Here is a 21,371-nt window from a genome sequence, read left to right as displayed (position 1 = left end):
AATTGAAAATTTTTCAACACATTTTTATGCGTCAAATTTCGTTAACAGACTATTTTTACAAAGGTTTTAGCCTGTCTGAAAACGTTTCAGACAGGCTTTGTATTGTAAAGATATGATTATGTCAATTTGAAATGGCTATGAAAGCAATTGATTTCAGATGATCTCTGCCTCAAACAACAATATTAACCAAGCGTCCGGGAACCACAATCACTTTCTTCGGCGTTTTACCTTCGGTAAATTTCTGTGCGCCTTGGCTGGCTAAAGCGGCGGCTTCAATTGCTTCTTTAGAGGCATCGGCGGGCACGGTTACTTTGTCGCGCAATTTGCCATTAACTTGAACCATAATTTCGATTTCTGATTTTACCAACGCAGATTCATCTACTTTAGGCCAAGCGACTTCCCATAGAGGGGTATCGTTGCGAAATTCTTGCCATAAAGCTTCGCAGATGTGCGGCACAATCGGCCACAGTAGGCGGGTAACGGCTTCCAATACTTCTTGCGCTACGGCACGGCCTTGTTCGCTTGAAGTGTCTGTTTTGTCGTATTGGTTGAGCAATTCCATCACGGCGGCGATGGCGGTGTTGAATTGTAGGCGGCGGCCGTAGTCGTCGCTGACTTTGGCGATGGTGGCGTGCAGTTTGTGGCGCAGGTCTTTCAACTCTTTGCCCAAGCTGTCGTGGCCGTCTGAAAAGGCTTTGACCGCGCCGCCTCGGTTGATGTATTCAAACACGGTGCGCCATAGGCGGCGCAGGAAGCGGTGCGCGCCTTCTACGCCGGCATCGCTCCATTCCAGCGATTGCTCGGGCGGCGAGGCGAACATCATAAACAGGCGGGCGGTATCGGCGCCGTAGGCATCGATTAGGTCTTGCGGGTCAACGCCGTTATTTTTCGACTTCGACATTTTTTCTACGCCGCCGATTACCACAGGCTGGCCGTCGGCTTTTAAGACGGCTGCGACGGGCCGGCCTTTGTCGTCGGTTTGCACTTCCACTTCGGCGGGGTTGAACCATTGTTTTTTACCGCTTTCCGTTTCGCGGTAGTAAGTGGCTTGCAGCACCATGCCTTGCGTGAGCAGATTGGCGAAGGGTTCTTTTACCGGCACGATGCCTTCTTCATTCATCAGTTTGGTGAAGAAGCGGGCGTATAAAAGGTGCAGAATGGCGTGTTCGATGCCACCGATGTATTGGTCGGCCTGCTGCCAGTATCGGGCGGCTTCGGGCGCAACCATGCCGTCTGAAAACTTGGGCGACATGTAACGGAACTGATACCAGCTCGATTCCATAAAGGTGTCCATGGTATCGGTTTCGCGTTTGGCCGGGCTGCCGCAGTGCGGGCAGGTGGTTTCGTAGAACTCGGGCATTTTGGCCAAAGGCGAACCGCTGCCGTCGGGCACAACATTTTCGGGCAGCACCACGGGCAACTGGTCGGCCGGTACGGGCACGTCGCCGCAGCTTTCGCAATGGATAATCGGGATCGGGCAGCCCCAGTAACGTTGGCGCGAGATGCCCCAGTCGCGCAGGCGGTATTGGGTTTTCGGCGCGCCGGCGTTTAGGGATTGCAGTTTGGCGGAAATGGCATCGAAGGCCGTCTGAAAATCCATGCCGTCGAATTCGCCACTGTTGATCAGTACGCCGTTTTCTTTGTCGGCATACCAATCCTGCCATTGCGTTGCGTCAAATTCGTTGTCGCCCACGGCAATCACTTGCTTAATCGGCAGCTTGTATTTGCCGGCGAACTCGAAATCGCGCTCGTCATGCGCGGGCACGGCCATTACCGCACCGTCGCCATAACCCCACAACACATAGTTGGCAATCCACACTTCCAGCTTGTCGCCATTGAGCGGATTAACCACATAGCGGCCTGTCGGCACGCCTTTTTTCTTCATCGTCGCCATATCGGCTTCTGCCACGCTGCCGGATTTGCATTCGGCGATAAACGCTTGCAGTTCGGGCTTGTCGGCCTCAGCTGCGGTTGCCAGCGGGTGCTCGGCGGCCACGGCAACGTAAGTCGCGCCCAACAAGGTGTCGGGGCGGGTGGTGTACACCTGCAAGTATTCGGCATAGTCGCCTTCCAAACCTTGTTTGCTGCCGCTATCCAGAGCAAAGCGTACTTGCACGCCGCGCGATTTGCCGATCCAGTTGCGCTGCATGGTTTTCACTTGTTCCGGCCAGTTCAGGCCGTCCAAATCATCGAGAAGCTGCTCGGCATAATCGGTGATTTTGAAGTAATACATCGGGATTTCGCGTTTTTCGATCAGCGCGCCCGAACGCCAGCCGCGCCCGTCGATCACTTGCTCGTTGGCCAAAACGGTTTGGTCGACCGGATCCCAGTTTACCGTGCCGTTTTTGCGGTAAATCACGCCTTTTTCAAACAGCTTGGTAAACAAGAGCTGCTCCCAGCGGTAATACTCGGGCGAGCAGGTGGCAAATTCGCGTTCCCAATCAAACGCAAAACCCAAGCTCTTGAGCTGGTTGCGCATGTAGGCGATGTTTTCGTAAGTCCATTTAGCGGGGGCGACTTGGCGGTCGATGGCGGCGTTTTCGGCGGGCATGCCGAAAGCGTCCCAGCCCATCGGTTGCAGCACGTTGAAGCCGTTGAGCAGTTTGTAGCGGCTCAATACGTCGCCGATGGTGTAGTTGCGTACGTGCCCCATATGCAGCTTGCCGCTGGGGTAGGGGAACATGGAGAGGCAGTAGTATTTGGGTTTGGACGTGTCTTCAATTACGTTGAAAAGCTGTGCGTTTTCCCATTTGCTTTGGGAGGCAGGTTCGATTTCGGAAGGGTTGTAATGTTCTTGCATGGCTCTATTCAGAAGCAGATAAAAATAACCCTTAATTATACTCTGTTATTGAGTAGAGTTGGGAAAACCTATGCCTGTCTGAAAATGAATATTGAGTTTTCTCAATTAATAATTATTATTAATTATATATAATTACATAAAGAGTATACTTAAACTCAATCTATCATAAAGTCTTCAAGCGATTGATTAATTATGCAAATAAGATGATATTGCTTGGACAATAATCAAGCTTCACTGTTTTTATTATGATTTTTTTTTATTTACATAGAGAGGATATTTTATGTCTGTCGTACCTTTATCGAGCCTCACTAAAGGTAGTCGGGTGCAAATTGATTCTATTGCGCCCAGTGAGGTTTTCGGCGAGCTGGATCCGTTGGTCAGCCGCCGTTTGGCTGATTTGGGATTTTCTTGTGGGATGCCGCTTGAGGTAATAGCAGTCGGTATATTGGGTAAAGGGCCTTATGCTGTGCGCTTGGGTAATCAATCGCAGTTTTCTTTGCGTCAGGCGGAAGCCAATAAAATTCTCTGTCGAGCTATATAACTAATAATATTTTCAGACAGGCATTCTTAGATTTTGTCCATCTTCGGCAAATGTTTTAAGAATGTTGAAATAAGAGGAATACACAAATGGATTTAAGTTATTTTGCACTGGTAGGCGCGCCTAATTGCGGCAAGACCGTTTTGTTTAATGGTTTGACAGGTTCAAATGCCAAAGTGGCCAATTACCCGGGTGTAACGGTTGACAGGCGCGAGGGTGTGTTTGTGGATGATAAATCCATCCATATTATTGATTTACCTGGCACTTACAGCCTGCGTACAACCAGTTTGGATGAAGCTGTTGCGCGTGATATGGTGCTGGGTAGGCTTGGTCAGCAAATGAGCGGGATTATTGCGGTTGCCGATGCCACCAATCTGCGTATGACTTTACGCATGATTCTGGAATTGAAAACTTTAGGGTTGCCGATGGCTGTGTCGCTGAATCTCAGTGATGTGGCACGTTCGCGCGGCTTGAAAATCAATGCGGCGAAGCTTAGTGAGTTACTGGGTGTGCCGGTGCTGGAAACGGTGGCGATTAGTAAAGAGGGAATACGCGGTGTGCGCGAGGCGGTACGTAATCTGCCTCATTACGGCAAACAGTTGAATGGAGAAGCTGCACTGAAAGCATTGGAAGCTTTAGACAGTAATCAATTATATGCCGAAGTGGAAAGTATTCTTGAGCAGGTGGTGGAAACGAAAATGACCCTGCCCGCGTGGCACAGGAGTTTGGACAATTTTGTGCTGCATCCTATTTGGGGCATGATTGTGCTGCTGGTTATTTTATTGCTGGTATTTCAGGCTGTTTATTCGTGGTCTGCACCTATTATGGATGCGATTGAAGGATTTTTCGGTTCTGTGGGCGAGTGGGTGGCAACGGTTGTGCCCGAAGGGATTTTGCAGGATTTGCTGGTAAACGGTGTGATTGCCGGTGTGGGCAGTGTATTGGTGTTTTTGCCGCAGATTACGATTTTGTTTGCTTTTATCCTGCTTTTGGAAGATTCGGGTTATTTGCCGCGCGCAGCATTTTTGTTGGATAACATGTTGGCAAAAACCGGTTTGTCGGGCAGGGCGTTTATTCCGCTGCTCTCCAGTTTTGCCTGTGCGGTGCCTGCCGTGATGTCGGCACGAACCATCCATGACCCGCGCGAGCGTTTGGTAACCATCGCGATTGCACCTATGCTTACTTGCTCTGCGCGTTTGCCGGTGTATGCGCTGATTATTGCAGCTTTGATACCGGAGAAGACGGTGTGGGGCGTGTTTAACTTACAGGGCTTGACACTGTTCGGGCTGTATGTAGCAGGTATTGTGTCGGCTGGATTAGCGGCATTTATGATGAAATGGTTTGCACGCCGCAAAGGCGGTATGCAGCAGTTTCCTTTGTTAATGGAATTGCCTACGTTCCGTATGCCGAATTTCAAACACATCATTGTCAGCTTGTGGGAGCGGGTGTGGGCGTTCCTGAAACGTGCCGGTACGATTATTTTTGCAGTGAGTGTGGTGTTGTGGTTTTTGGTAAGCTTTCCGGCTCCTCCGGAAGGTGTAACCGGAGCGGCGATCGATTACAGTTTTGCCGGTACTTTAGGCCGTTGGATTCAGCCGATATTCGAGCCTTTGGGCTTCACTTGGCAGATGTGTATTGCCATGATTCCGGGTATTGCAGCGCGTGAAGTTGTGGTGGCTGCCTTGGGTACAGTTTATGCCGTGGGTGCAAATGCATCAGAGGATGCCGTGCAAAATGCCTTGATTCCGATTGTGAATGAAAGTTGGGGTTTGCCGACAGCTTTCGCCTTCTTGGCCTGGTATGTTTATGCGCCGATGTGTGCGGCCACTTTGGCTGTGATTAAGCGTGAGACCAAATCGGCGAAACAAACTTGGATGATTACGGCTTATCTGTTTGCTTTGGCTTATGTGTTTGCCTTTATCGTGTATCAAATTAGTTCAAGGATACTGTGATGGAACAATATATTATTGTCGGTTTAATCGTGATTGTATGCGCAGCTTATCTGATGCGGAAATATGTGTTTAAGCCGAAATCGGATAAAGCGGGTGCTTGTGGCGGTTGTGACCGTTGCGGCGGTAAAAGTGGCGGTTGCCATTAGACTTTGAAGTGGCGGAAAGAGGGTGGAAACGCATTTTCCGCCGCCCCAAGCAAACATTTTTGTGGCATAATCCGCTTGTATTAGCTGTGACTTAACTTTCTACTGTTGTTAGTCGGCTTTAGCCCATAGAGAGGGATTTTCCGAAGCAATAAATCCAGTCCCAATATTATCTGCTGTGGTTTGCCGACGTGAATGAAAATGTGTTTCACAGCTATATTCTTCAGACAGGCATTTGGTTTGAATGCCTGTCTGAAAATGTGTTCAACTCTTGCCGCATGCCTGTCTGAAACCCTAACCATGTGTTTTGAAAATCAGTATATATGGTTAGTGTTTTAGCAGCGGCGGCCTTAATAATAAAAAGGAAACCAAATGTTTAATAAGCATGTTAAATCGTTCCAATACGGTAATCAGACCGTTACTTTGGAAACTGGTGAAGTAGCCCGCCAAGCTGCCGCCGCGGTAAAAGTGTCTATGGGCGACACTGTTGTGCTGGTGGCGGTAACCACTAATAAAGATGTAAAAGAAGGCCAGGATTTTTTCCCGCTGACCGTTGACTATCTCGAGCGTACTTACGCGGCCGGTAAAATTCCCGGCGGCTTTTTCAAACGCGAAGGCAAGCAAAGTGAGAAAGAAATTCTCACCAGCCGCCTGATCGACCGTCCGATTCGTCCGCTGTTTCCCGAAGGTTTTTACCACGATATCCAAATCGTAGCGATGGTGGTGTCTATCGATCCTGAAATCGATTCCGATATTCCAGCCATGATTGGCGCATCTGCCGCGCTGGTGTTGAGCGGTGTGCCGTTTGCAGGCCCGATTGGTGCTGCACGCGTAGGCTATGCCGACGGCCAATATTTGTTGAACCCGACCAAAACCGAGTTGGAAACATCGCAAATGGATTTGGTGGTGGCCGGTACCGCCAAAGCTGTTTTGATGGTGGAATCAGAGGCGCAAGTGCTGCCTGAAGATGTGATGTTGGGCGCGGTGGTTTACGGCCACGAACAAATGCAGGTTGTAATTGATGCCATCAACGAATTTGCCGATGAAGTGAACCCTGAAGTGTGGGATTGGAAAGCGCCGGAAGCCGACACCGAATTGGTTGCCAAAATCCGCGAGATTGCCGGCGGCACCATTGGTGAAGCATTTAAAATCCGTCAGAAGCAGGCGCGTACTGCCAAGCTGGATGAGGCTTGGAGCGCAGTGAAAGAATCTTTGATTACCGAAGAAACCGACACACTTACCGCCAACCAAATCAAAGGCATTTTCAAGCAACTGGAAGCAGATGTGGTTCGCGGTCAGATTCTGGACGGCCAACCGCGTATCGACGGCCGCGACACCCGCACCGTACGCCCGATTAATATTCAGACAGGCGTATTGCCGCGCACCCACGGTTCCGCACTGTTTACCCGTGGTGAAACCCAAGCTTTGGCAGTGGCGACTTTGGGTACTTCACGCGATGAGCAAATCATTGACGCCCTGAACGGCGAATACACCGACCGCTTCATGCTGCACTACAACTTCCCGCCATACTCTACCGGTGAGGTAGGCCGTATGGGCGCGCCGAAACGCCGTGAAATCGGCCATGGCCGTTTGGCCAAGCGTGCTTTGGTGGCTGTATTGCCAGAGCCTGAAGAATTCAGCTACACCATGCGCGTGGTATCCGAAATCACCGAGTCTAACGGTTCTTCTTCAATGGCTTCCGTGTGCGGCGGCTGTTTGAGCCTGTTGTCTGCCGGCGTGCCTTTGAAAGCACACGTTGCCGGTATCGCCATGGGCCTGATTTTGGAAGGCAACAAATTCGCCGTATTAACCGATATTTTGGGCGATGAAGACCACTTGGGCGATATGGACTTCAAAGTAGCCGGTACTACCGAAGGTGTAACTGCGCTGCAAATGGACATTAAAATTCAAGGCATTACCAAAGAAATTATGCAGATTGCCTTGGAGCAGGCCAAAGAAGCGCGTATGCACATCTTGGCGCAAATGAAAGAAGCTGTTGACGGCCCGCAAGAGCTGTCGCAACATGCTCCGCGCCTGTTCGCCATGAAAATCAATCCCGATAAAATCCGCGATGTCATCGGCAAAGGCGGCGAAACCATCCGCGCCATCACTGCTGAAACCGGTACCGAAATCAATATCGATGACGACGGCACCGTAACCATTGCCGCAGTTGCAGGGGAAGCGGGCGAAGCCGCCAAACGCCGTATCGAAGAGATTACCGCAGAAGTGGAAGTGGGCAAGGTATATGAAGGCACCGTGTTGAAAATCTTGGAAAACAACGTGGGTGCTATCGTATCCGTGCTTCCGGGCAAAGACGGCTTGGTGCATGTGAGCCAAATTGCACACGAACGCGTGAACAATGTGGCCGACTATTTGAAAGTAGGCCAAACCGTGAATGTGAAAGCGCTGGAAGTGGATGACCGCGGCCGCGTACGCCTATCTATCAAGGCATTATCGGAAGCACCGGCTCGCGAACCGCGTGAGCAACAGCCGAAAGATTAAATAATCTTAATGGTTAAATGCCTGTCTGAAACTTTTCAGACAGGCATTTTTACTGCGTACTGTTTTTTTAAGTTGATTATAGTGAATCAACTTAAAAATTGGTATGGCAACGAGCGCCGTTAATTTTTATATTCCCGTTATTTTAAGATTGCGCTTCATGGCCGCGCGGCCACTTACTTTCTTTGCTTCGCCAAAGAAAGTAAGCAAAGAAAGGCGACCGCGGTTGCCGGTTTGCTGCGCAAGCTGCCCCCACGGCGCCGGCGGGCAATCAGTAATAGCCAAGGTCGCTAATGATTTAAACGTATGATTTTTTAAGTTGATTGGCTACATATTCAAGCTTTTCTTTTGGTAACTCTGATAATTTGTTAAAATTCACTTTTGCTATTTTTACAAATAGCCGATATGTGTTAGGGAAAATGTATGAAAAAAATTGCAGTATTGGCCTTGGCGGCACTGGCTTTAGCAGCGTGTAATGGTGAAAAGAAACCGCCTGCGGCGCAGAAAAGTAGCGGAGCGGGCAAACCGGTTAAGCCTGTGGCGAAAGAAAGGCCGTTTTTTAACGAAGCTTCACCCAGCCTAGCGGAGGTGGGGTTTAATGCGAATACGAACGTGCAAAAATTTATTGAATATGAAGCGGGCAAACAGCGTTTGAGCAGGGAAGAGTTACAGAGCTTTTTTAACGCTGTTGTGCATCGCGGCAATATTATCAATATTATGAACCGGCCGGGCACGTCGCGCCCGTGGTATGAGTTTAAACAAGGCAATTCAGGCGCGGCAAAAATCAGCGGCGGGCAGAAGTTTTATGCGGCAAACCGTGGTGTGATTGATAAAATCGCGCGTGAATATGGCGTGCCTGCCGAGTTGATTGTGGCGATTGTGGGCATTGAAACCAATTATGGTGCGAACAAGGGCAATATCCGTGTGGCGGATGCTTTGGCTACGTTGGCTTTCGATTATCCGCGCCGCGGTGAATTTTTTCAAAAAGAGTTGGCCGAGTTTCTTGTGATGGCCAAAGAGGAGCAGCGTGATCCGTTGAGCTTTACGGGCAGCTTTGCAGGAGCGATGGGGATGCCGCAGTTTATGCCATCGAGCTTTCGCAAGTGGGCGGTGGATTATGATAAAGACGGCCACAAAGACATTTGGTATAACGTGGAAGATGTTGCCGCATCGGTTGCCAATTATATGAAGGTGCACGGCTGGAAGAGCGGCGGCAGAATGGTGGTGCCGGTTTCGCTAGAGATTAATCCGAAATTGCAGGCGGTGATTGATGAGAAAACGTCGCTGAAATATACGGTAGGCGAGTTGAAAAAAATGGGCGTAACGCCGCTGGAGCCGGTGGCTGATTCGGAAAAAGCGATGCTTTACCGCTTGGAAACCAGCCCGGGTGTGTTTGATTATTATATCGGCCTGAATAATTTTTATGCGGTTTGGCAATATAACCACAGCCGCATGTATGTCACTTCTGTTCGCGATATCGCCAATGCGCTGGGCGCAGGCGGTTTGTAGGCAACGGTTGATGTGAAAAGCCTGTCTGAAGAACACTTTCAGACAGGCTTGTTAAGTTGATTCATTGTAATAGAAATGCCTGTCTGAAAAATTTTTTCAGACAGGCATAGTTTGTTTCGGCTTATTGGATATGCGGTTACACGGTTTTCAGTAAGTTAACTGTGCATAACAGGAAGGCGGATTTTTACTAATAAGCCGCTGGGGTTGATGGCAGAATGATGAAGGCTGATGTTGCCGCCCTGACGCTCGACCAATGTTTTGGCAATGGATAAACCCAAGCCGGAGCCTTCTGTGTCGCTGCCGAGAATTCGGTAAAAGGGGTCGAATACCCGATTGCGTTCGGCAGGGGAGATGCCGGGGCCGCTGTCCTCCACTTCGAACACGCATTCCTGATTTTCTGTTCGTATGCGCAAATCGGCGCGTCCGCCGGGCGGTGTGTAGTTGATGGCATTGTCGGCGAAAGTTTTCAACAAGGTGTAAAGCTCGGTTTCGTTGCAGACAAGCATTACGTCTTCGTTGCCGTCGATGCCGAAATCAATGTTGCGTGCTTCGGCAAGCGGGTAGAGGTCTTGCACAATGCGTTCGCAGATTTTACGGGCGGAAAGTGTTTTGTTGAGTGCTTTATGATCGTCTTGCTGCGCCCTTGCCATGGCCAGCAGCTGTTCTAACAGGTGGCGGTTGCGGCGTATGCCTTCGCGTAGTGTTTTGAGCTGATCTGCGGTGTCGGGCGGTAAATCGCGTTGGGACAAACGTTCGGCCTGAAGCGACAGAGCAGTCATGGGAGAGCGTAATTCATGCGCAGCATCGGCGATAAACCTTTGTTGGCGTTGGATGCTTTCTTTGATTCGGTCAAACAGCCGGTTGATGGCTTGGATAAAACCTGTAATCTCAATCGGAATATTTTGTTCTGAAAGGGGGGAAAGGTCGTTGTCGCTACGCTGTGCAAGGCTTTCAGACAGGCTTTTAACCGGTTTCAGGCTGCTGCGCACGGCAATAAAGGTTAACAAAGCCATTATCGGAATCAGCAGCAGAATCGGCCAGATAACCAGGCTGGCGCTGGTTAATGCCGTGTCTTTGCGCAAGTCGTCTTCTTGTAATAAGGCCAGCCGTTGGCCGTTTTTGTGTTTGTGTATGTAAACGCGGTATTGTTCTTTGCGGTATTCGATATTGTGAAAGCCTTCGTTTAAGCCTGCGGATAAGGGAATATCACCCATGCGGGGCTGGTCTAAATTTTGAATGACGATTCTCACGTCGTCGTCGATATGATTATTGACAGGGTAATCTGATATGGCGGCAAAGGCGGCCGTTTGCTCCAATAATTCATCCTGCAGATCGCCTGCTTCGTAATAAACGGCAACAAATGCGGTAATGCCTGCTGCAACGGCAGCCAGCACCACGGTCGTGGTGAGCCAGAGAATCAGGCGCAGTTGCAGAGACGTGAATTGTTTCATTGTTTTGATATATCGAGCTGGGGTTATTTATCGGCGGCTTTGATGGCTTTAATCAGAGTTTGCCCTTGGGCGTTGCGGATTTCCAAGTGTTGGCCGCTGATTTGATAGGATGCGGTGTTTTCGAAGGCCGCAGACAGACTGTCGTCTAAGTTCATCAGAGAACTTTCGCAGGCTTTCAAGGTGGTTATGGTGTCGAACATTTTGAGTGTGCCTTTGTGCTCTCGGTATTTGCCGAACATGTTGTTGCAGCCGCCGCGTGTGTAAAACCTGTGTTCGTCGGATTGGAATTCAATTGTGGCTAGGTTTTCAGGGCTGACCTGCCCCACCTCTTGAATCTGCCAAACGCCTGTCAATCCGGTTGGCGGGGTGGATGTTGCGCAGGCAGACAGTAGTGTTGCAATTAATAGAGGTAGCGCTTTTTTCATCGGTTTTCCTTTCGGATGATTGGTTTCAGACAGGCATTGGCTGAAGCGGTTTAAGCGGGAGACTTGGGTACCAGCCAGCCGACGCCGCGCACATTTTTAATGCTGTCGGCACCCAGTTTTTTGCGTAGGGCATGAATCAGGTAGTCGATGGCGTTGCTTTCCACCTCTTCGCCCCAGCCGTAGATTTTATCTTCTAGGCTGGTGCGCGACAATATCATGCCCGGGTGCTGCATTAGTGCATAGAAAATGGCGAACTCGCGATTGCTCAGAATAACCGTTTCACCGGTTTCGATATGGCGCGCCTGATAAGTGGCGGGGTTGAGCGACCAAATGCCATTGTCCAGCTCGGTGTTGGCCGAGCCGCTTTGCCGCCGCAACACCGCACGCATACGGGCAAGCAGTTCGCTCATGTCGAAAGGTTTGATAACGTAGTCGTCGGCGCCGCCGTCAAGGCCGCGCAAGCGGCTGTCGATATCGTCGCGCGCGGTCAGAATAATTACCGGCACCTGATTATCCGAGGCGCGCAGTTCTGCCAACACTTCCAAGCCGTCTTTCTGTGGTAAGCCTAAGTCCAGCAGCACCAAATCATATTTTTGGGCATTAAGCGAACTTAATGCGAGCAGGCCGTTTTTTGCCCAGTCTACGGTATACCGTGCATCCCTCAGGCTGCCGGACACGGCTTCGCCGATCATGGCGTCGTCTTCAACCAGTAAAATGCGCATGGCTTAAAAACCTGCTTGGCGCTCTAAATGTTCAACCAATGCATCGTCAAGATTTAAAGCTTGTGAAAGTTGGGAGAGAAACACAATTTCTTTGCGAGCCAAATCACCGCATACCATACGGGCGGCCAGATAAGCTTCGGCAGCTAAAGCAGGATTGGCGCCGATATCGCGTGCAATATCGGCGGCGCTGGCAGGGCGGGTAACTTCGGTGGCAATCCATTGTTGGGTTTCGGCATCATCGCCTACTTCACTGTGAATCAGTTGGCGCTCTGCATCGTCGATCAGACCGTCGGCAGCGGCTGCAGCAATCATGGTGCGCAAAATAACGCGGCTTGCATTTTCAGCGGCGATGCCGGTTGGGGCGAAAGCAGTTTGATCTAGGGCAGGTGAACCGGTGCTTTGGGTGTTTTTATTGTTTTGCCAGCTTTGGTAGGCATGGTAGGCCAATGCGCCCAATGCAGCCATCGAGCCGGCCTGTACGAGGGTTTTTGTATTTTTCTTTTTCAGTAATGATGAAACCAGGCCGAGAGCGGCGGCGCTGCCTCCGATTTTCGCCAAAGCTCCTTTGTTGCCTGAAAGAATGTTGCCCGCCTGACCGGCATTTTTTTGTACGGAACCTAAAACTTGATTAAGCAGATTATTGAAATTCATCATATTTCCTTTTGTGAGATTGGGCAAAATGTATTGATTGAATTGAATATAGTGCCGATTGTTTAAATTACCATACTTTGAAGAAGAATCAGGCTTTCAGCTTGATGCCTGTCTGAACGGTATGTTCAGACAGGCGTTTTCTATAAAAAATACTATAGTAGGCGATGATTGCGGCAGCCAGTGAAACGGCAAATGCGCCTGCTATGTCTAAAGGCCAATGCACGCCGAGGTATATGCGTGCCCAAGCAATAGAAAGCGCGGAGGGCAGCCAAAATATGCCGAACAAGCGGGTTGCCGGCATGAAGCAGAGGGGTAATACGCCTGAGAACATGGCAGTAAGGTGTTTGCTGGGAAATGATGAAGAAGCGCCGTGTTCCAAGAAATTGGTGCCTAAGCCTAGCTCGAACGGGCGCGGATGGTAAAAGCCTTTGCGGATTAAATAGCTGATGCCGATGCCAAGCAGAATGCTGGCAAATACGCTTAAACAAACGCGTTTATTGCGGCGGTGTTTCCATGCAAGATAAATTGCCAGTGAGATAAAAAACATAACCACCAGATGTTCTGCAAGCCATATAGCCAGTTGGATACTGGTAGGGCTTGCATCATGGGGGGGCATTGAATAACAAGAAAACTTGCCGGTTGAAGGTATTCAGGCTTTCCAACATTCGGATTTAAATCCCATTTGATTGAATTGATATAAAGCAAACATAGCTCGCGATGATTATAGCGACGGAAAATTAGGATGGAATTAGGATGATCGGCAAGTGTGGTTTGCGTTGTATTGCCCGTATGGTTTGCGGTGTTATCCTTGTTATTGTGGTTAGGTTTTAAAATTATCAATGCCTGTCTGAATATCGTTTCAGACAGGCATTGGGGTTAAATAGTTCGCGTACGCTCAATTAACCAGGCTTTTGCTTCGCCTTCTGTTAACGGCTCGAGTTTTTCAAACACTGTGGCGTGATAGTTGTTTAACCAGGCGGTTTCTTCGTTTGTGAGCAGGCCGGTGTCGATTAAGCGAGTGTCTATCGGGCATAAGGTTACGGTTTCAAAGCAGAGGAAAGTGCCGAATTCGGTTTCCTGAGGTTGGGCGACGGGGCGGTTTACGATTAAGTTTTCGATGCGGATGCCCCATTTGCCCGATCGGTAGAGCCCCGGTTCGTTGGATGTGATCATGCCTGATTTCATGGCGGTTTCGAGCTGCGGCATGGCACGGTAGGAAATCATCTGCGGGCCTTCGTGCACATTGAGAAAGTAGCCTACGCCGTGGCCGGTGCCGTGGCCGAACTCGCATTGTGCCTGCCACAAAGGCATGCGGCACACTGCGTCGAGCAAGGGCGCGGGCAGGTTTTCGGGGAACACGGCACGGGCAAGGGCGATATGGGCTTTGAGCACTTGCGTGTAATCGCGTTTTTGTTCGCCGCTCGGTGTGCCGACGGGAACGACGCGGGTAATATCGGTAGTGCCGCCTTCATATTGTGCGCCCGAATCAATCAGCAAAAGTCCGTTGCCGCTGATTTGGCTGTGTGCTTCGGGCGTGGCGCTGTAATGCGGCAGGGCGCCGTTGGCGTTGAAACCGGCGATGGTGCCGAAGCTGGGTGAAATATAGCCGGGGCGTCGGCTGCGGTGGGCGGTCAGCATATCGCTGATGTCCAGCTCATTCATTGCTTCGCCGTTTGCCAGCTTGCGCTCGAACTCAGCGAAAAAGCCGCACAAGGCCACGCCGTCTTCTATCATGGCTTGGCGGATGTGTTCGATTTCACTGTCGGATTTGACTGATTTGAACAAAGTGCTCGGATTTGTGTGCTCAATCAGCTTCACGTTTTCAGACAGGCATGCCAAGCTGCTCACGGCCACTTTGGCCGGGCTCAGCAAAAGGCTGCCTGAAAGTTCGGCTATGGCTTGCGGTAATTCATGATAAGCGGCGGTGCGGATGTTTGCTGCTGCAAGCTGCTCACGCTCTGGCTTGCCGAGCTTGGTTTCGTCAACAAACAATACGGCTTGTTGTTCGTCAATCAGCAGATGCGCGAGAAACACGGGGTTGTAGGAAACGTCGTTGCCGCGTAGGTTGGTCAGCCAGGCGATGTCGTCCAGAGCGGAAATCAGATGGTGGATTGCGCCTTTTTCCTGCATAAACGCCCGTACGCGTGCCAGCTTTTCTCGGGCGGTTTCTGCAGTGTAGCGGGCTTGATGGATGTAGATTTTTTCACAGGGCAGGGCAGGCCTGTCTGAATAAAAATCGTTGATGATGTCTTGCCCTTCGCGCAGCGTAATCTTTTTATTGGCAAAAGCTGCTTGAAGACGGCGCTTTTCCGCCAACGAGAGCATATCGGCTGCAATGCCGACAGTGGCGCCGGCGGGTAGCTTTTCGGCCAGCCAGTCGATGTGATTGCCGTTTAACCCGATCTTCTCCAGATGAATCCCGCTGCCCGCAAGCTGTGTTTCGGCTTGCTCCCAATAACGGCTGTCGGCCCATAGTGCGGCATCATCGACGGTAACTGCCAGCGTGCCGGCAGAGCCGGTAAAACCGGAAAGCCAGGCGCGGGTTTGCCAGTGTTCGGGCAGGTATTCGGAAAGATGCGGATCGGCGGTGGGGATAATCCAGGCATCGAAGCCGTGTTGTTTCATGGCGTTGCGCAGTTGGGCCAAACGCTGGGCGGGAGTGGTCATAGAGTTTCCTTTGGTAAGAGCAAGTCTGTAATGCCTGTCTGAAAGGTTTTCAGACAGGCATTATATTTAAGTGAGCCGGAAATCTTAATTGTTTTTTTCTACCGGTGCGCCGCTTTCTTTCCAGGCGCCGAAGCCGCCTTCGATATGGGCGACGTTGGTCATGCCCATGTCTTGGAGGGTTTTGGTAGCCAGTGCGCTGCGCCAACCTGCGCCGCAAAACAGGATAAACTCGGTATCCTCATTGGCAAAAACCGGTTTGTGATAAGGTGAATCGGGGTCAACCCAAAATTCGAGCATGCCGCGCGGAGCATGGAAAGCGCCGGGTACGCGGCCGCCTTGTTCCAGCTCGCGGATGTCGCGGATGTCGATTAAGGTGGCCTTGCCTGCTTCGGCGCTGCGGCGCGCTTCGTCAACACTGTGGGTGGTGATTTGGCTCATGGCTTCTTCCACCAGTTTTTTAAATCCTTTAGTGATGGGCATTTTTTCTCCTTTGCATTGATAAAATTAGGCTGTCTGAAATGATTCAGACAGCCTAATTTAAGCAAATGCCGCTTTAAGATTCAACAGGAATAATGCCGATTTTCGCCTGCCATTTTTTCGGAGCAATGGCGTGAACCGATTGGCCGCTGCTGTCCACCGCTACGGTAACGGGCATGTCTTTCACTTCAAATTCGTAAATCGCTTCCATGCCCAAGTCTTCAAAGGCCACTACTTTGGCTTTTTTGATGGCTTTGGCCACCAGATAAGCGGATCCGCCTACCGCCATCAGATAAACGGCCTTGTTGTCGGCAATGGCTTTGCAGGCTTCTTCGCCGCGTTCCGATTTGCCGATCATGCCCAATAGGCCGGTGTGTTCCAGCATTTGGCGGGTGAATTTATCCATGCGGGTGGCGGTGGTGGGGCCGGCCGGGCCGACCACTTCGTCGCGCACGGGGTCAACCGGGCCGACGTAGTAAATCAGCTTGTTGGTAAAGTCTACCGGCAGTTTTTCGCCTTTATTGAGCATATCGACCATGCGTTTGTGGGCGGCATCGCGGCCGGTGTAGATTTTGCCGTTTAAGAGCAGCACGTCGCCCATTTTCCATGTGGCCACTTCTTCTTTGGTGAGCGTATCTACATTGACGCGTTTGCCATTTTCAGGGTTGTAGGTAATGTCGGGCCAATCTTCCAATGAAGGCGGTTCGAGGTGTACCGGGCCTGATCCGTCCAATTCAAATTCAACGTGGCGGGTGGCGGCACAGTTCGGAATCATGGCAACGGGCTTGGAAGCGGCATGAGTCGGATAATCCAGGATTTTTACGTCCAATACGGTGGTAAGCCCGCCCAAACCCTGCGCGCCGATTCCCAGTGCGTTCACTTTCTCAAACAATTCCAAACGCAAGGCTTCGGTGGTGGAGAGTTCTGCGCCGGAAGCGGCTTTTTCCTGTAATTCGTGAATATCGGCGTGGCTCATTAAAGATTCTTTGGCCAACAACATTGCTTTTTCAGGCGTGCCGCCGATGCCGATGCCCAAGATGCCTGGTGGGCACCAACCTGCGCCCATAGTGGGGATGGTTTTCAGCACCCAATCAACGATGGAATCGGAGGGGTTGAGCATGGCGAGTTTGGATTTGTTTTCCGAGCCGCCGCCTTTGGCCGCGCAGGTTACTTCCACTTTATCACCGGCCACGATTTCCATATGAATGACTGCGGGTGTGTTGTCTTTGGTGTTTTGGCGTTTGCCGGCAGGGTCGGCCAAAACGGAAGCGCGCAAAGTGTTGTCTGGGTGGGTGTAGGCGCGGCGCACGCCTTCGTTCACCATATCGGCTACGCTCATTTTCGCGTCCCACTGCACGTTCATGCCCACTTTTAAAAATACGGTGGCAATGCCGGTATCTTGGCAGATCGGGCGGTGGCCTTCGGCACACATGCGGCTGTTGACCAAAATCTGCGTCATCGCATCTTTGGCGGCAGGATTTTCCTCTTTTTGCCAGGCTTTGTATAAAGCCTGAATGTAATCAACGGGATGGTAATAGCTGATAAATTGGAAAGCATCGGCAATGCTTTGAATGAAATCTTCTTGTTTGATAACGGTCATTGATTGTGTTCCTTTGCGGTGGTTATTTGTTATTGCGATTTAATGTTTCAGACAGGCATTGCATGATGCGGGCAAAGCATGTTTGGCAGAGTATTATATTACATCATATTTCAGGTATTTGATAAGCGGATGCCTGTCTGAAACGGATTAATATTTCATATCGGGCATTCGTTTCTTTGCTATTGCTTTTCCGTTTTGGTTTACAATAACACTATTCGAGTAAACAAAATAATTAAACGTGAAAATTTTAATTCTTGGCAGCGGGCAAGTCGGTTCAACCATCGCCACCAATCTGGCGCAAGATAATGATGTAACCATTATTGATGTGGACGAACAGGCTCTGAAAAAGATAGGCAGCAAGCTGGATGTGCAAACCATCGTGGGCAACGGCGCTTCGCCGGTGGTGCTCGAAATGGCGGGCGCGGCGGATGCGGATTTGCTGCTGGCGGTAACGCGCAGCGATGAAACCAATCTTTTGGCCTGCAAAATCGCCGCGGATGTGTTCAATATCCCCGACCGGATCGCCCGTGTGCGCCAAAGCGATTATATGGAATACGCTTTGGATAAAGACGATCTGGAAAACAGCTTGCAGATTTTCGGTGTAACCGATTCTATCCACCCTGAAGAGCTGGTAACTGAGAGGCTGGTTGCTTTGCTCAGTTATAACAATGCCTTGCAGGTGCTCACGTTTGCCGATGAACGGGCAAAAATGTTGGTGGTGGAAGCGCATAACGGCGGCTTGCTGGTAAACAAGGAAATTTCCGAAATCAACAGCCACCTGTCGGAAGGTGTGGATTGCCAAATTTGTGCGATTTACCGCAACAACCGTTTAATTGTACCTTCGGCCAAAACCATCATTATTGAGGGCGATGAGGTGTGTTTTGTGGCAGACAGCCGTTATGTGAAAACCATTTTGCGCGAACTGCGGCCTTTGGCGCAGCCTACGCGAAGGGTGATGATTGCCGGCGGGGGCAATATCGGTTATCGGCTGGCCAAGCAGGTGGAAAATATTTACGATATCAAAATCATTGAAAACAGGGCAAAACGCGCCGAATGGCTGGCTGAAAATCTGGATAATGCTTTGGTGCTTTCGGGTTCTGCCACAGATGAAAATCTGCTGGCGCACGAATATATTGATGAGATTGATGTGTTCTGCGCATTAACCAATGATGATGAAAACAATATTATGTCGAGCCTTTTGGCAAAAGATTTGGGCGCGAGAAGGGTGCTGACCATCATTAACCGCTCGCGCTATGTGGATTTGCTCGAAGGCAACCAAATCGATACCGTGGTGTCGCCCAATCTGATTACCATCGGCCATATTCTGGCGCATATCCGCCGCGGCGACGTGGTGGCGGTGTATCCTTTGCGGCGCGGTTCGGCCGAGGCGATAGAAGTGGTGGTGCACGGCACGCCGGAAACTTCGGCGTTGGTCGGCAGGCGCGTTTCCGAGGTGAAATGGCCCAACGGCTGCCACTTTGCCGCTTTGGTGCGCGGCGACGAAGTAACCATGGGGCACAAAGAAGACGCGGTAATGGCCGATGGCGACCACATTATTTTCTTTGTATCCCGCCGCCGCGTATTACGTGAGCTGGAAAAGCTGATTCAGGTAAAAGTAGGCTTCTTCGGCTGATGTATCCGCATTTTCAGACAGGCATCGCATTCTAATTATTCTTTCAGACAGGCATCTGAACCATGCCTGTCTGAATACACCAACCACCATGCAAAACCGTAAAATTCTACCCATTATTCATGTGTTGTCGAAACTCGGCGTGTTTTACTCGCTGATTTTGATGATACCCACGCTGTTTTCCTATTTTTATGTGGACGGCACATTTTCGGCTTTTGCCAAAACCGCATTCGTTACGCTTATCGGTTCGGCGCTTGCCTGGATGGCAACTTTGAATTTCCAACGGGAAATGCGCCCGCGCGACGGCTTTACATTGGTGGTGATGCTTTGGATTGGTTTTGCCGCCATTTCAGCCATACCTTTTTATCTTTACCTGCCCGGCATGAGCTATAACGAAGCTTTTTTCGAAGCCATGTCGGGCTTGACTACTACCGGCGCAACCGTTATTTCCAGCCTGGATACGCTGGCACCGACTTTGAATTTCTGGCGCCACATGCTCAACTGGTTGGGCGGGATGGGGATTATCGTGTTGGCTGTGGCCGTATTGCCGATGTTGGGTTTGGGGGGAACCCAGCTTTTTAAGGCCGAGATTCCGGGCATAGACAAAGACAGTAAAATGGCGCCGCGCATTTCGCAAGTGGCGAAAAAATTGTGGATTTCGTATTCCGTGATTACCGTTTCCGCATTTTTTGCATTGCGCTGGGCGGGTATGAGCTGGTTTGACGCGCTGTGCCACGCTTTATCTGCCACATCTTTGGGCGGTTTTTCCACACACGACAGCAGCATTGCTTATTTTAATTCGGTGGCAATCGAAACCGTGTTAATCGTAGTAACCATTTTGGGCGGCATTAATTTTGCCTGCCATTTTGCCGTGGTACGCGAGCGTTCGCTCAAAAGCTATTGGAATAACCAAGAAAGCCGCGTCATGCTGGTGTTGATGGCTGTAAGCATCATCGCATCGAGCTTGTATTTGTGGTACAAAAATTATTATGCGAGTTTTGAAGAAGCATTTCGCTTTGTGAGTTTTAACTTTGTTTCCATCGGCCTGGCCAATGGTTATGCCAATTATGATTTTGCCAAATGGCCGCTGATTGTTTCGCTTTGGATGTTTTTTCTTTCCAATATTTTGGCCAACACCGGCTCTATGGGCGGCGGCGTTAAGATGGCGCGTGTGGTTGCTCTGGCAAAATTCAGCTTGCGTGAAATGCTGTTGCTGTTGCACCCGAATGCCGTGCGCACGGTAAAAGTGAACAAACGCCTGATTTCCGAACGCACGGCGCTGGCCGTGATGGCGTTTATTTTCGTTTATTTTATGACTGTGATTTTTTTCACATTTGCGCAAATGGTGGCAGGATTGGATTTCATTACCGCGTTTACCGCAACCATCGCCTGCATTACCAACGCCGGCCCTGGTTTGGGTAGTGTCGGCCCTGCGCACAATTATGCGGATTTAACCGTGGTGCAGAAATGGCTGTGTTGCATCGTGATGCTGCTCGGACGCTTGGAAATTTTTACCGTGTTTATTCTGTTTACACCGGCTTATTGGAAGAAATAAATCTGCTCTGTAGGGTTTGCTTAGATAAATGCCTGTCTGAAAATTTTTCAGACAGGCATTATTGTGCCGGTTTCAGGAATTTCCATACATTTATCCGGCAAGCTGGGGAAACAAAGCTTTCAAGCCCGCTACCACAATTTCCACAGACACCGCTGCCAGCAGCATGCCCATGATACGGTTGAGAATGGTTAAGCCGGTTTCTCCTAACAGGTTGCTGATTTTGCTGGCGGCTAGAAGAGTAATGAAACAGATAATACTAATAATTGCGCCGGCCGCAACAATAAACAAAGTATCGTGCAGGTTTTTTGCTGCCGAAGCGTAAATAACCACGGTAGAAATGCCGCCGGGACCAATCATCATAGGGATTGCCAGAGGCACTACGGCTACCGAGGCGGCACTTTGGGTGGGATGCTTGGGTTTGACGGTAATTTCATTACTGTCTTCTACACCGATTTCCGGTTTGGCCGGGTTGCTGCCGGCGCTCATCATGGAAATGGCGATTAAAAAGACTAAAAGCCCGCCACCTACTTGGAAAGCACCTGTGCTGATGCCGAAAAGGCGTAGAATCCAGTTGCCTGAAAAAGCGAAAACCGCAATAACGATAAATACGCTCAGTGATGCAATCTGCGCCACTTTTTTCCGCTCTCGCGTACTGTTATTGCGGGTCAGATCAAGAAAAATTGCCAGTGCGCTGAATGGGTTAATCAAAACCATAAAGGCGAGTATGAGTTTGCCGATTTCCATGCCCATTT

The 21,371-nt window shown here is 50.3% G+C and carries 17 protein-coding genes; 7 read left to right on the top strand and 10 right to left on the bottom strand.

The genetic code is table 11. The features are described from left to right. Positions 1 to 169: 169 nt before the first annotated feature. Positions 170 to 2,800 carry a leucine--tRNA ligase gene (gene leuS, locus AKG09_RS07795; protein WP_054618878.1) on the bottom strand — a complete coding sequence of 877 codons (2,631 nt, stop codon included), beginning with the start codon at positions 2,798 to 2,800 and terminating at the stop codon, positions 170 to 172. A 280-nt stretch (positions 2,801 to 3,080) separates the two neighbouring features. Here leuS and AKG09_RS07790 point away from each other — a divergent pair, with 280 nt between their 5' ends. From AKG09_RS07790 to mltB, 5 genes are all read left to right on the top strand, one after another. Beyond that, positions 3,081 to 3,341 (top strand): FeoA family protein, encoded by a 261-nt coding sequence (locus AKG09_RS07790; protein ID WP_054618877.1) that lies wholly within the window; start codon positions 3,081 to 3,083, stop codon positions 3,339 to 3,341. Positions 3,342 to 3,427: 86 nt separating this feature from the next. After that, the gene (locus AKG09_RS07785; RefSeq protein WP_054618876.1) at positions 3,428 to 5,290 is read left to right on the top strand and encodes a ferrous iron transporter B; all 1,863 of its coding nucleotides are present in this window, start codon (positions 3,428 to 3,430) and stop codon (positions 5,288 to 5,290) included. Continuing rightward, positions 5,290 to 5,436 carry a FeoB-associated Cys-rich membrane protein gene (locus AKG09_RS11685; protein WP_082391887.1) on the top strand — a complete coding sequence of 49 codons (147 nt, stop codon included), beginning with the start codon at positions 5,290 to 5,292 and terminating at the stop codon, positions 5,434 to 5,436. Before AKG09_RS07785 ends, AKG09_RS11685 begins: the two co-directional genes overlap by 1 nt. A gap of 369 nt (positions 5,437 to 5,805) precedes the next feature. Beyond that, positions 5,806 to 7,935, top strand: a complete 2,130-nt coding sequence (pnp, locus tag AKG09_RS07780) for a polyribonucleotide nucleotidyltransferase (protein ID WP_054618875.1) — start codon at positions 5,806 to 5,808, stop codon at positions 7,933 to 7,935. 420 nt (positions 7,936 to 8,355) lie between these two features. Further along, positions 8,356 to 9,441, top strand: a complete 1,086-nt coding sequence (gene mltB / locus AKG09_RS07775) for a lytic murein transglycosylase B (protein WP_054618874.1) — start codon at positions 8,356 to 8,358, stop codon at positions 9,439 to 9,441. A gap of 155 nt (positions 9,442 to 9,596) precedes the next feature. Here mltB and AKG09_RS07770 read toward each other — a convergent pair whose 3' ends face one another. From AKG09_RS07770 to AKG09_RS07735, 8 genes are all read right to left on the bottom strand, one after another. Continuing rightward, positions 9,597 to 10,892 carry an ATP-binding protein gene (locus AKG09_RS07770; protein WP_082391884.1) on the bottom strand — a complete coding sequence of 432 codons (1,296 nt, stop codon included), beginning with the start codon at positions 10,890 to 10,892 and terminating at the stop codon, positions 9,597 to 9,599. 23 nt (positions 10,893 to 10,915) lie between these two features. After that, on the bottom strand, positions 10,916 to 11,317 hold the full coding sequence (locus AKG09_RS07765) for an META domain-containing protein (protein WP_054618873.1): 402 nt from the start codon (positions 11,315 to 11,317) through the stop codon (positions 10,916 to 10,918). Between the two features lie 50 nt (positions 11,318 to 11,367). Further along, a complete protein-coding gene (locus tag AKG09_RS07760; RefSeq protein WP_054618872.1) occupies positions 11,368 to 12,039 on the bottom strand; it encodes a response regulator transcription factor in 672 nt (223 codons plus the stop codon). 3 nt (positions 12,040 to 12,042) lie between these two features. Continuing rightward, entirely contained in the window at positions 12,043 to 12,690 is a 648-nt protein-coding gene (locus AKG09_RS07755) for a tellurite resistance TerB family protein (protein WP_054618871.1), read from the bottom strand. Between the two features lie 88 nt (positions 12,691 to 12,778). Next, positions 12,779 to 13,306, bottom strand: a complete 528-nt coding sequence (locus AKG09_RS07750; RefSeq protein ID WP_054618870.1) for an undecaprenyl-diphosphatase — start codon at positions 13,304 to 13,306, stop codon at positions 12,779 to 12,781. Between the two features lie 260 nt (positions 13,307 to 13,566). Then, the gene (locus AKG09_RS07745) at positions 13,567 to 15,357 is read right to left on the bottom strand and encodes an aminopeptidase P family protein (RefSeq protein ID WP_054618869.1); all 1,791 of its coding nucleotides are present in this window, start codon (positions 15,355 to 15,357) and stop codon (positions 13,567 to 13,569) included. A gap of 84 nt (positions 15,358 to 15,441) precedes the next feature. Next, positions 15,442 to 15,837, bottom strand: a complete 396-nt coding sequence (locus AKG09_RS07740) for a rhodanese-like domain-containing protein (RefSeq protein ID WP_054618868.1) — start codon at positions 15,835 to 15,837, stop codon at positions 15,442 to 15,444. A 73-nt stretch (positions 15,838 to 15,910) separates the two neighbouring features. Continuing rightward, positions 15,911 to 17,434, bottom strand: coding sequence for a fumarate hydratase (locus AKG09_RS07735; protein WP_054618867.1), 1,524 nt, complete (start codon positions 17,432 to 17,434; stop codon positions 15,911 to 15,913). 238 nt (positions 17,435 to 17,672) lie between these two features. Here AKG09_RS07735 and trkA point away from each other — a divergent pair, with 238 nt between their 5' ends. Together trkA and AKG09_RS07725 are read left to right on the top strand one after the other, a co-directional pair. Beyond that, positions 17,673 to 19,067: a Trk system potassium transporter TrkA gene (trkA, locus tag AKG09_RS07730; protein ID WP_054618866.1), complete on the top strand. Its 1,395-nt coding sequence runs from the start codon at positions 17,673 to 17,675 to the stop codon at positions 19,065 to 19,067. An 88-nt stretch (positions 19,068 to 19,155) separates the two neighbouring features. Then, complete coding sequence (locus AKG09_RS07725) at positions 19,156 to 20,619, top strand: TrkH family potassium uptake protein (RefSeq protein WP_054618865.1); 1,464 nt, start codon at positions 19,156 to 19,158, stop codon at positions 20,617 to 20,619. 90 nt (positions 20,620 to 20,709) lie between these two features. Here AKG09_RS07725 and AKG09_RS07720 read toward each other — a convergent pair whose 3' ends face one another. Next, entirely contained in the window at positions 20,710 to 21,369 is a 660-nt protein-coding gene (locus tag AKG09_RS07720; protein ID WP_054618864.1) for a MarC family protein, read from the bottom strand. Between the last annotated feature and the right edge of the window lie 2 nt (positions 21,370 to 21,371).

It is taken from the genome of Neisseria sp. 83E34, from assembly GCF_001308015.1.
Taxonomy (GTDB): domain Bacteria; phylum Pseudomonadota; class Gammaproteobacteria; order Burkholderiales; family Neisseriaceae; genus Neisseria.
Note: the sequence above shows the minus strand (reverse complement) of the source record. Positions and strands in the feature narration are given on the sequence as shown.

Excerpts from the sequence above, each read along its gene's own strand:
- leuS (WP_054618878.1), bottom strand. The coding sequence starts at position 2,800 with ATGCAAGAACATTACAACCCTTCCGAAATCGAACCTGCCTCCCAAAGC.
- AKG09_RS07790 (WP_054618877.1), top strand. The coding sequence starts at position 3,081 with ATGTCTGTCGTACCTTTATCGAGCCTCACTAAAGGTAGTCGGGTGCAA.
- AKG09_RS07785 (WP_054618876.1), top strand. The coding sequence starts at position 3,428 with ATGGATTTAAGTTATTTTGCACTGGTAGGCGCGCCTAATTGCGGCAAG.
- AKG09_RS11685 (WP_082391887.1), top strand. The coding sequence starts at position 5,290 with ATGGAACAATATATTATTGTCGGTTTAATCGTGATTGTATGCGCAGCT.
- pnp (WP_054618875.1), top strand. The coding sequence starts at position 5,806 with ATGTTTAATAAGCATGTTAAATCGTTCCAATACGGTAATCAGACCGTT.
- mltB (WP_054618874.1), top strand. The coding sequence starts at position 8,356 with ATGAAAAAAATTGCAGTATTGGCCTTGGCGGCACTGGCTTTAGCAGCG.
- AKG09_RS07770 (WP_082391884.1), bottom strand. The coding sequence starts at position 10,892 with ATGAAACAATTCACGTCTCTGCAACTGCGCCTGATTCTCTGGCTCACC.
- AKG09_RS07765 (WP_054618873.1), bottom strand. The coding sequence starts at position 11,317 with ATGAAAAAAGCGCTACCTCTATTAATTGCAACACTACTGTCTGCCTGC.
- AKG09_RS07760 (WP_054618872.1), bottom strand. The coding sequence starts at position 12,039 with ATGCGCATTTTACTGGTTGAAGACGACGCCATGATCGGCGAAGCCGTG.
- AKG09_RS07755 (WP_054618871.1), bottom strand. The coding sequence starts at position 12,690 with ATGAATTTCAATAATCTGCTTAATCAAGTTTTAGGTTCCGTACAAAAA.
- AKG09_RS07750 (WP_054618870.1), bottom strand. The coding sequence starts at position 13,306 with ATGCCCCCCCATGATGCAAGCCCTACCAGTATCCAACTGGCTATATGG.
- AKG09_RS07745 (WP_054618869.1), bottom strand. The coding sequence starts at position 15,357 with ATGACCACTCCCGCCCAGCGTTTGGCCCAACTGCGCAACGCCATGAAA.
- AKG09_RS07740 (WP_054618868.1), bottom strand. The coding sequence starts at position 15,837 with ATGCCCATCACTAAAGGATTTAAAAAACTGGTGGAAGAAGCCATGAGC.
- AKG09_RS07735 (WP_054618867.1), bottom strand. The coding sequence starts at position 17,434 with ATGACCGTTATCAAACAAGAAGATTTCATTCAAAGCATTGCCGATGCT.
- AKG09_RS07725 (WP_054618865.1), top strand. The coding sequence starts at position 19,156 with ATGCAAAACCGTAAAATTCTACCCATTATTCATGTGTTGTCGAAACTC.
- AKG09_RS07720 (WP_054618864.1), bottom strand. The coding sequence starts at position 21,369 with ATGGGCATGGAAATCGGCAAACTCATACTCGCCTTTATGGTTTTGATT.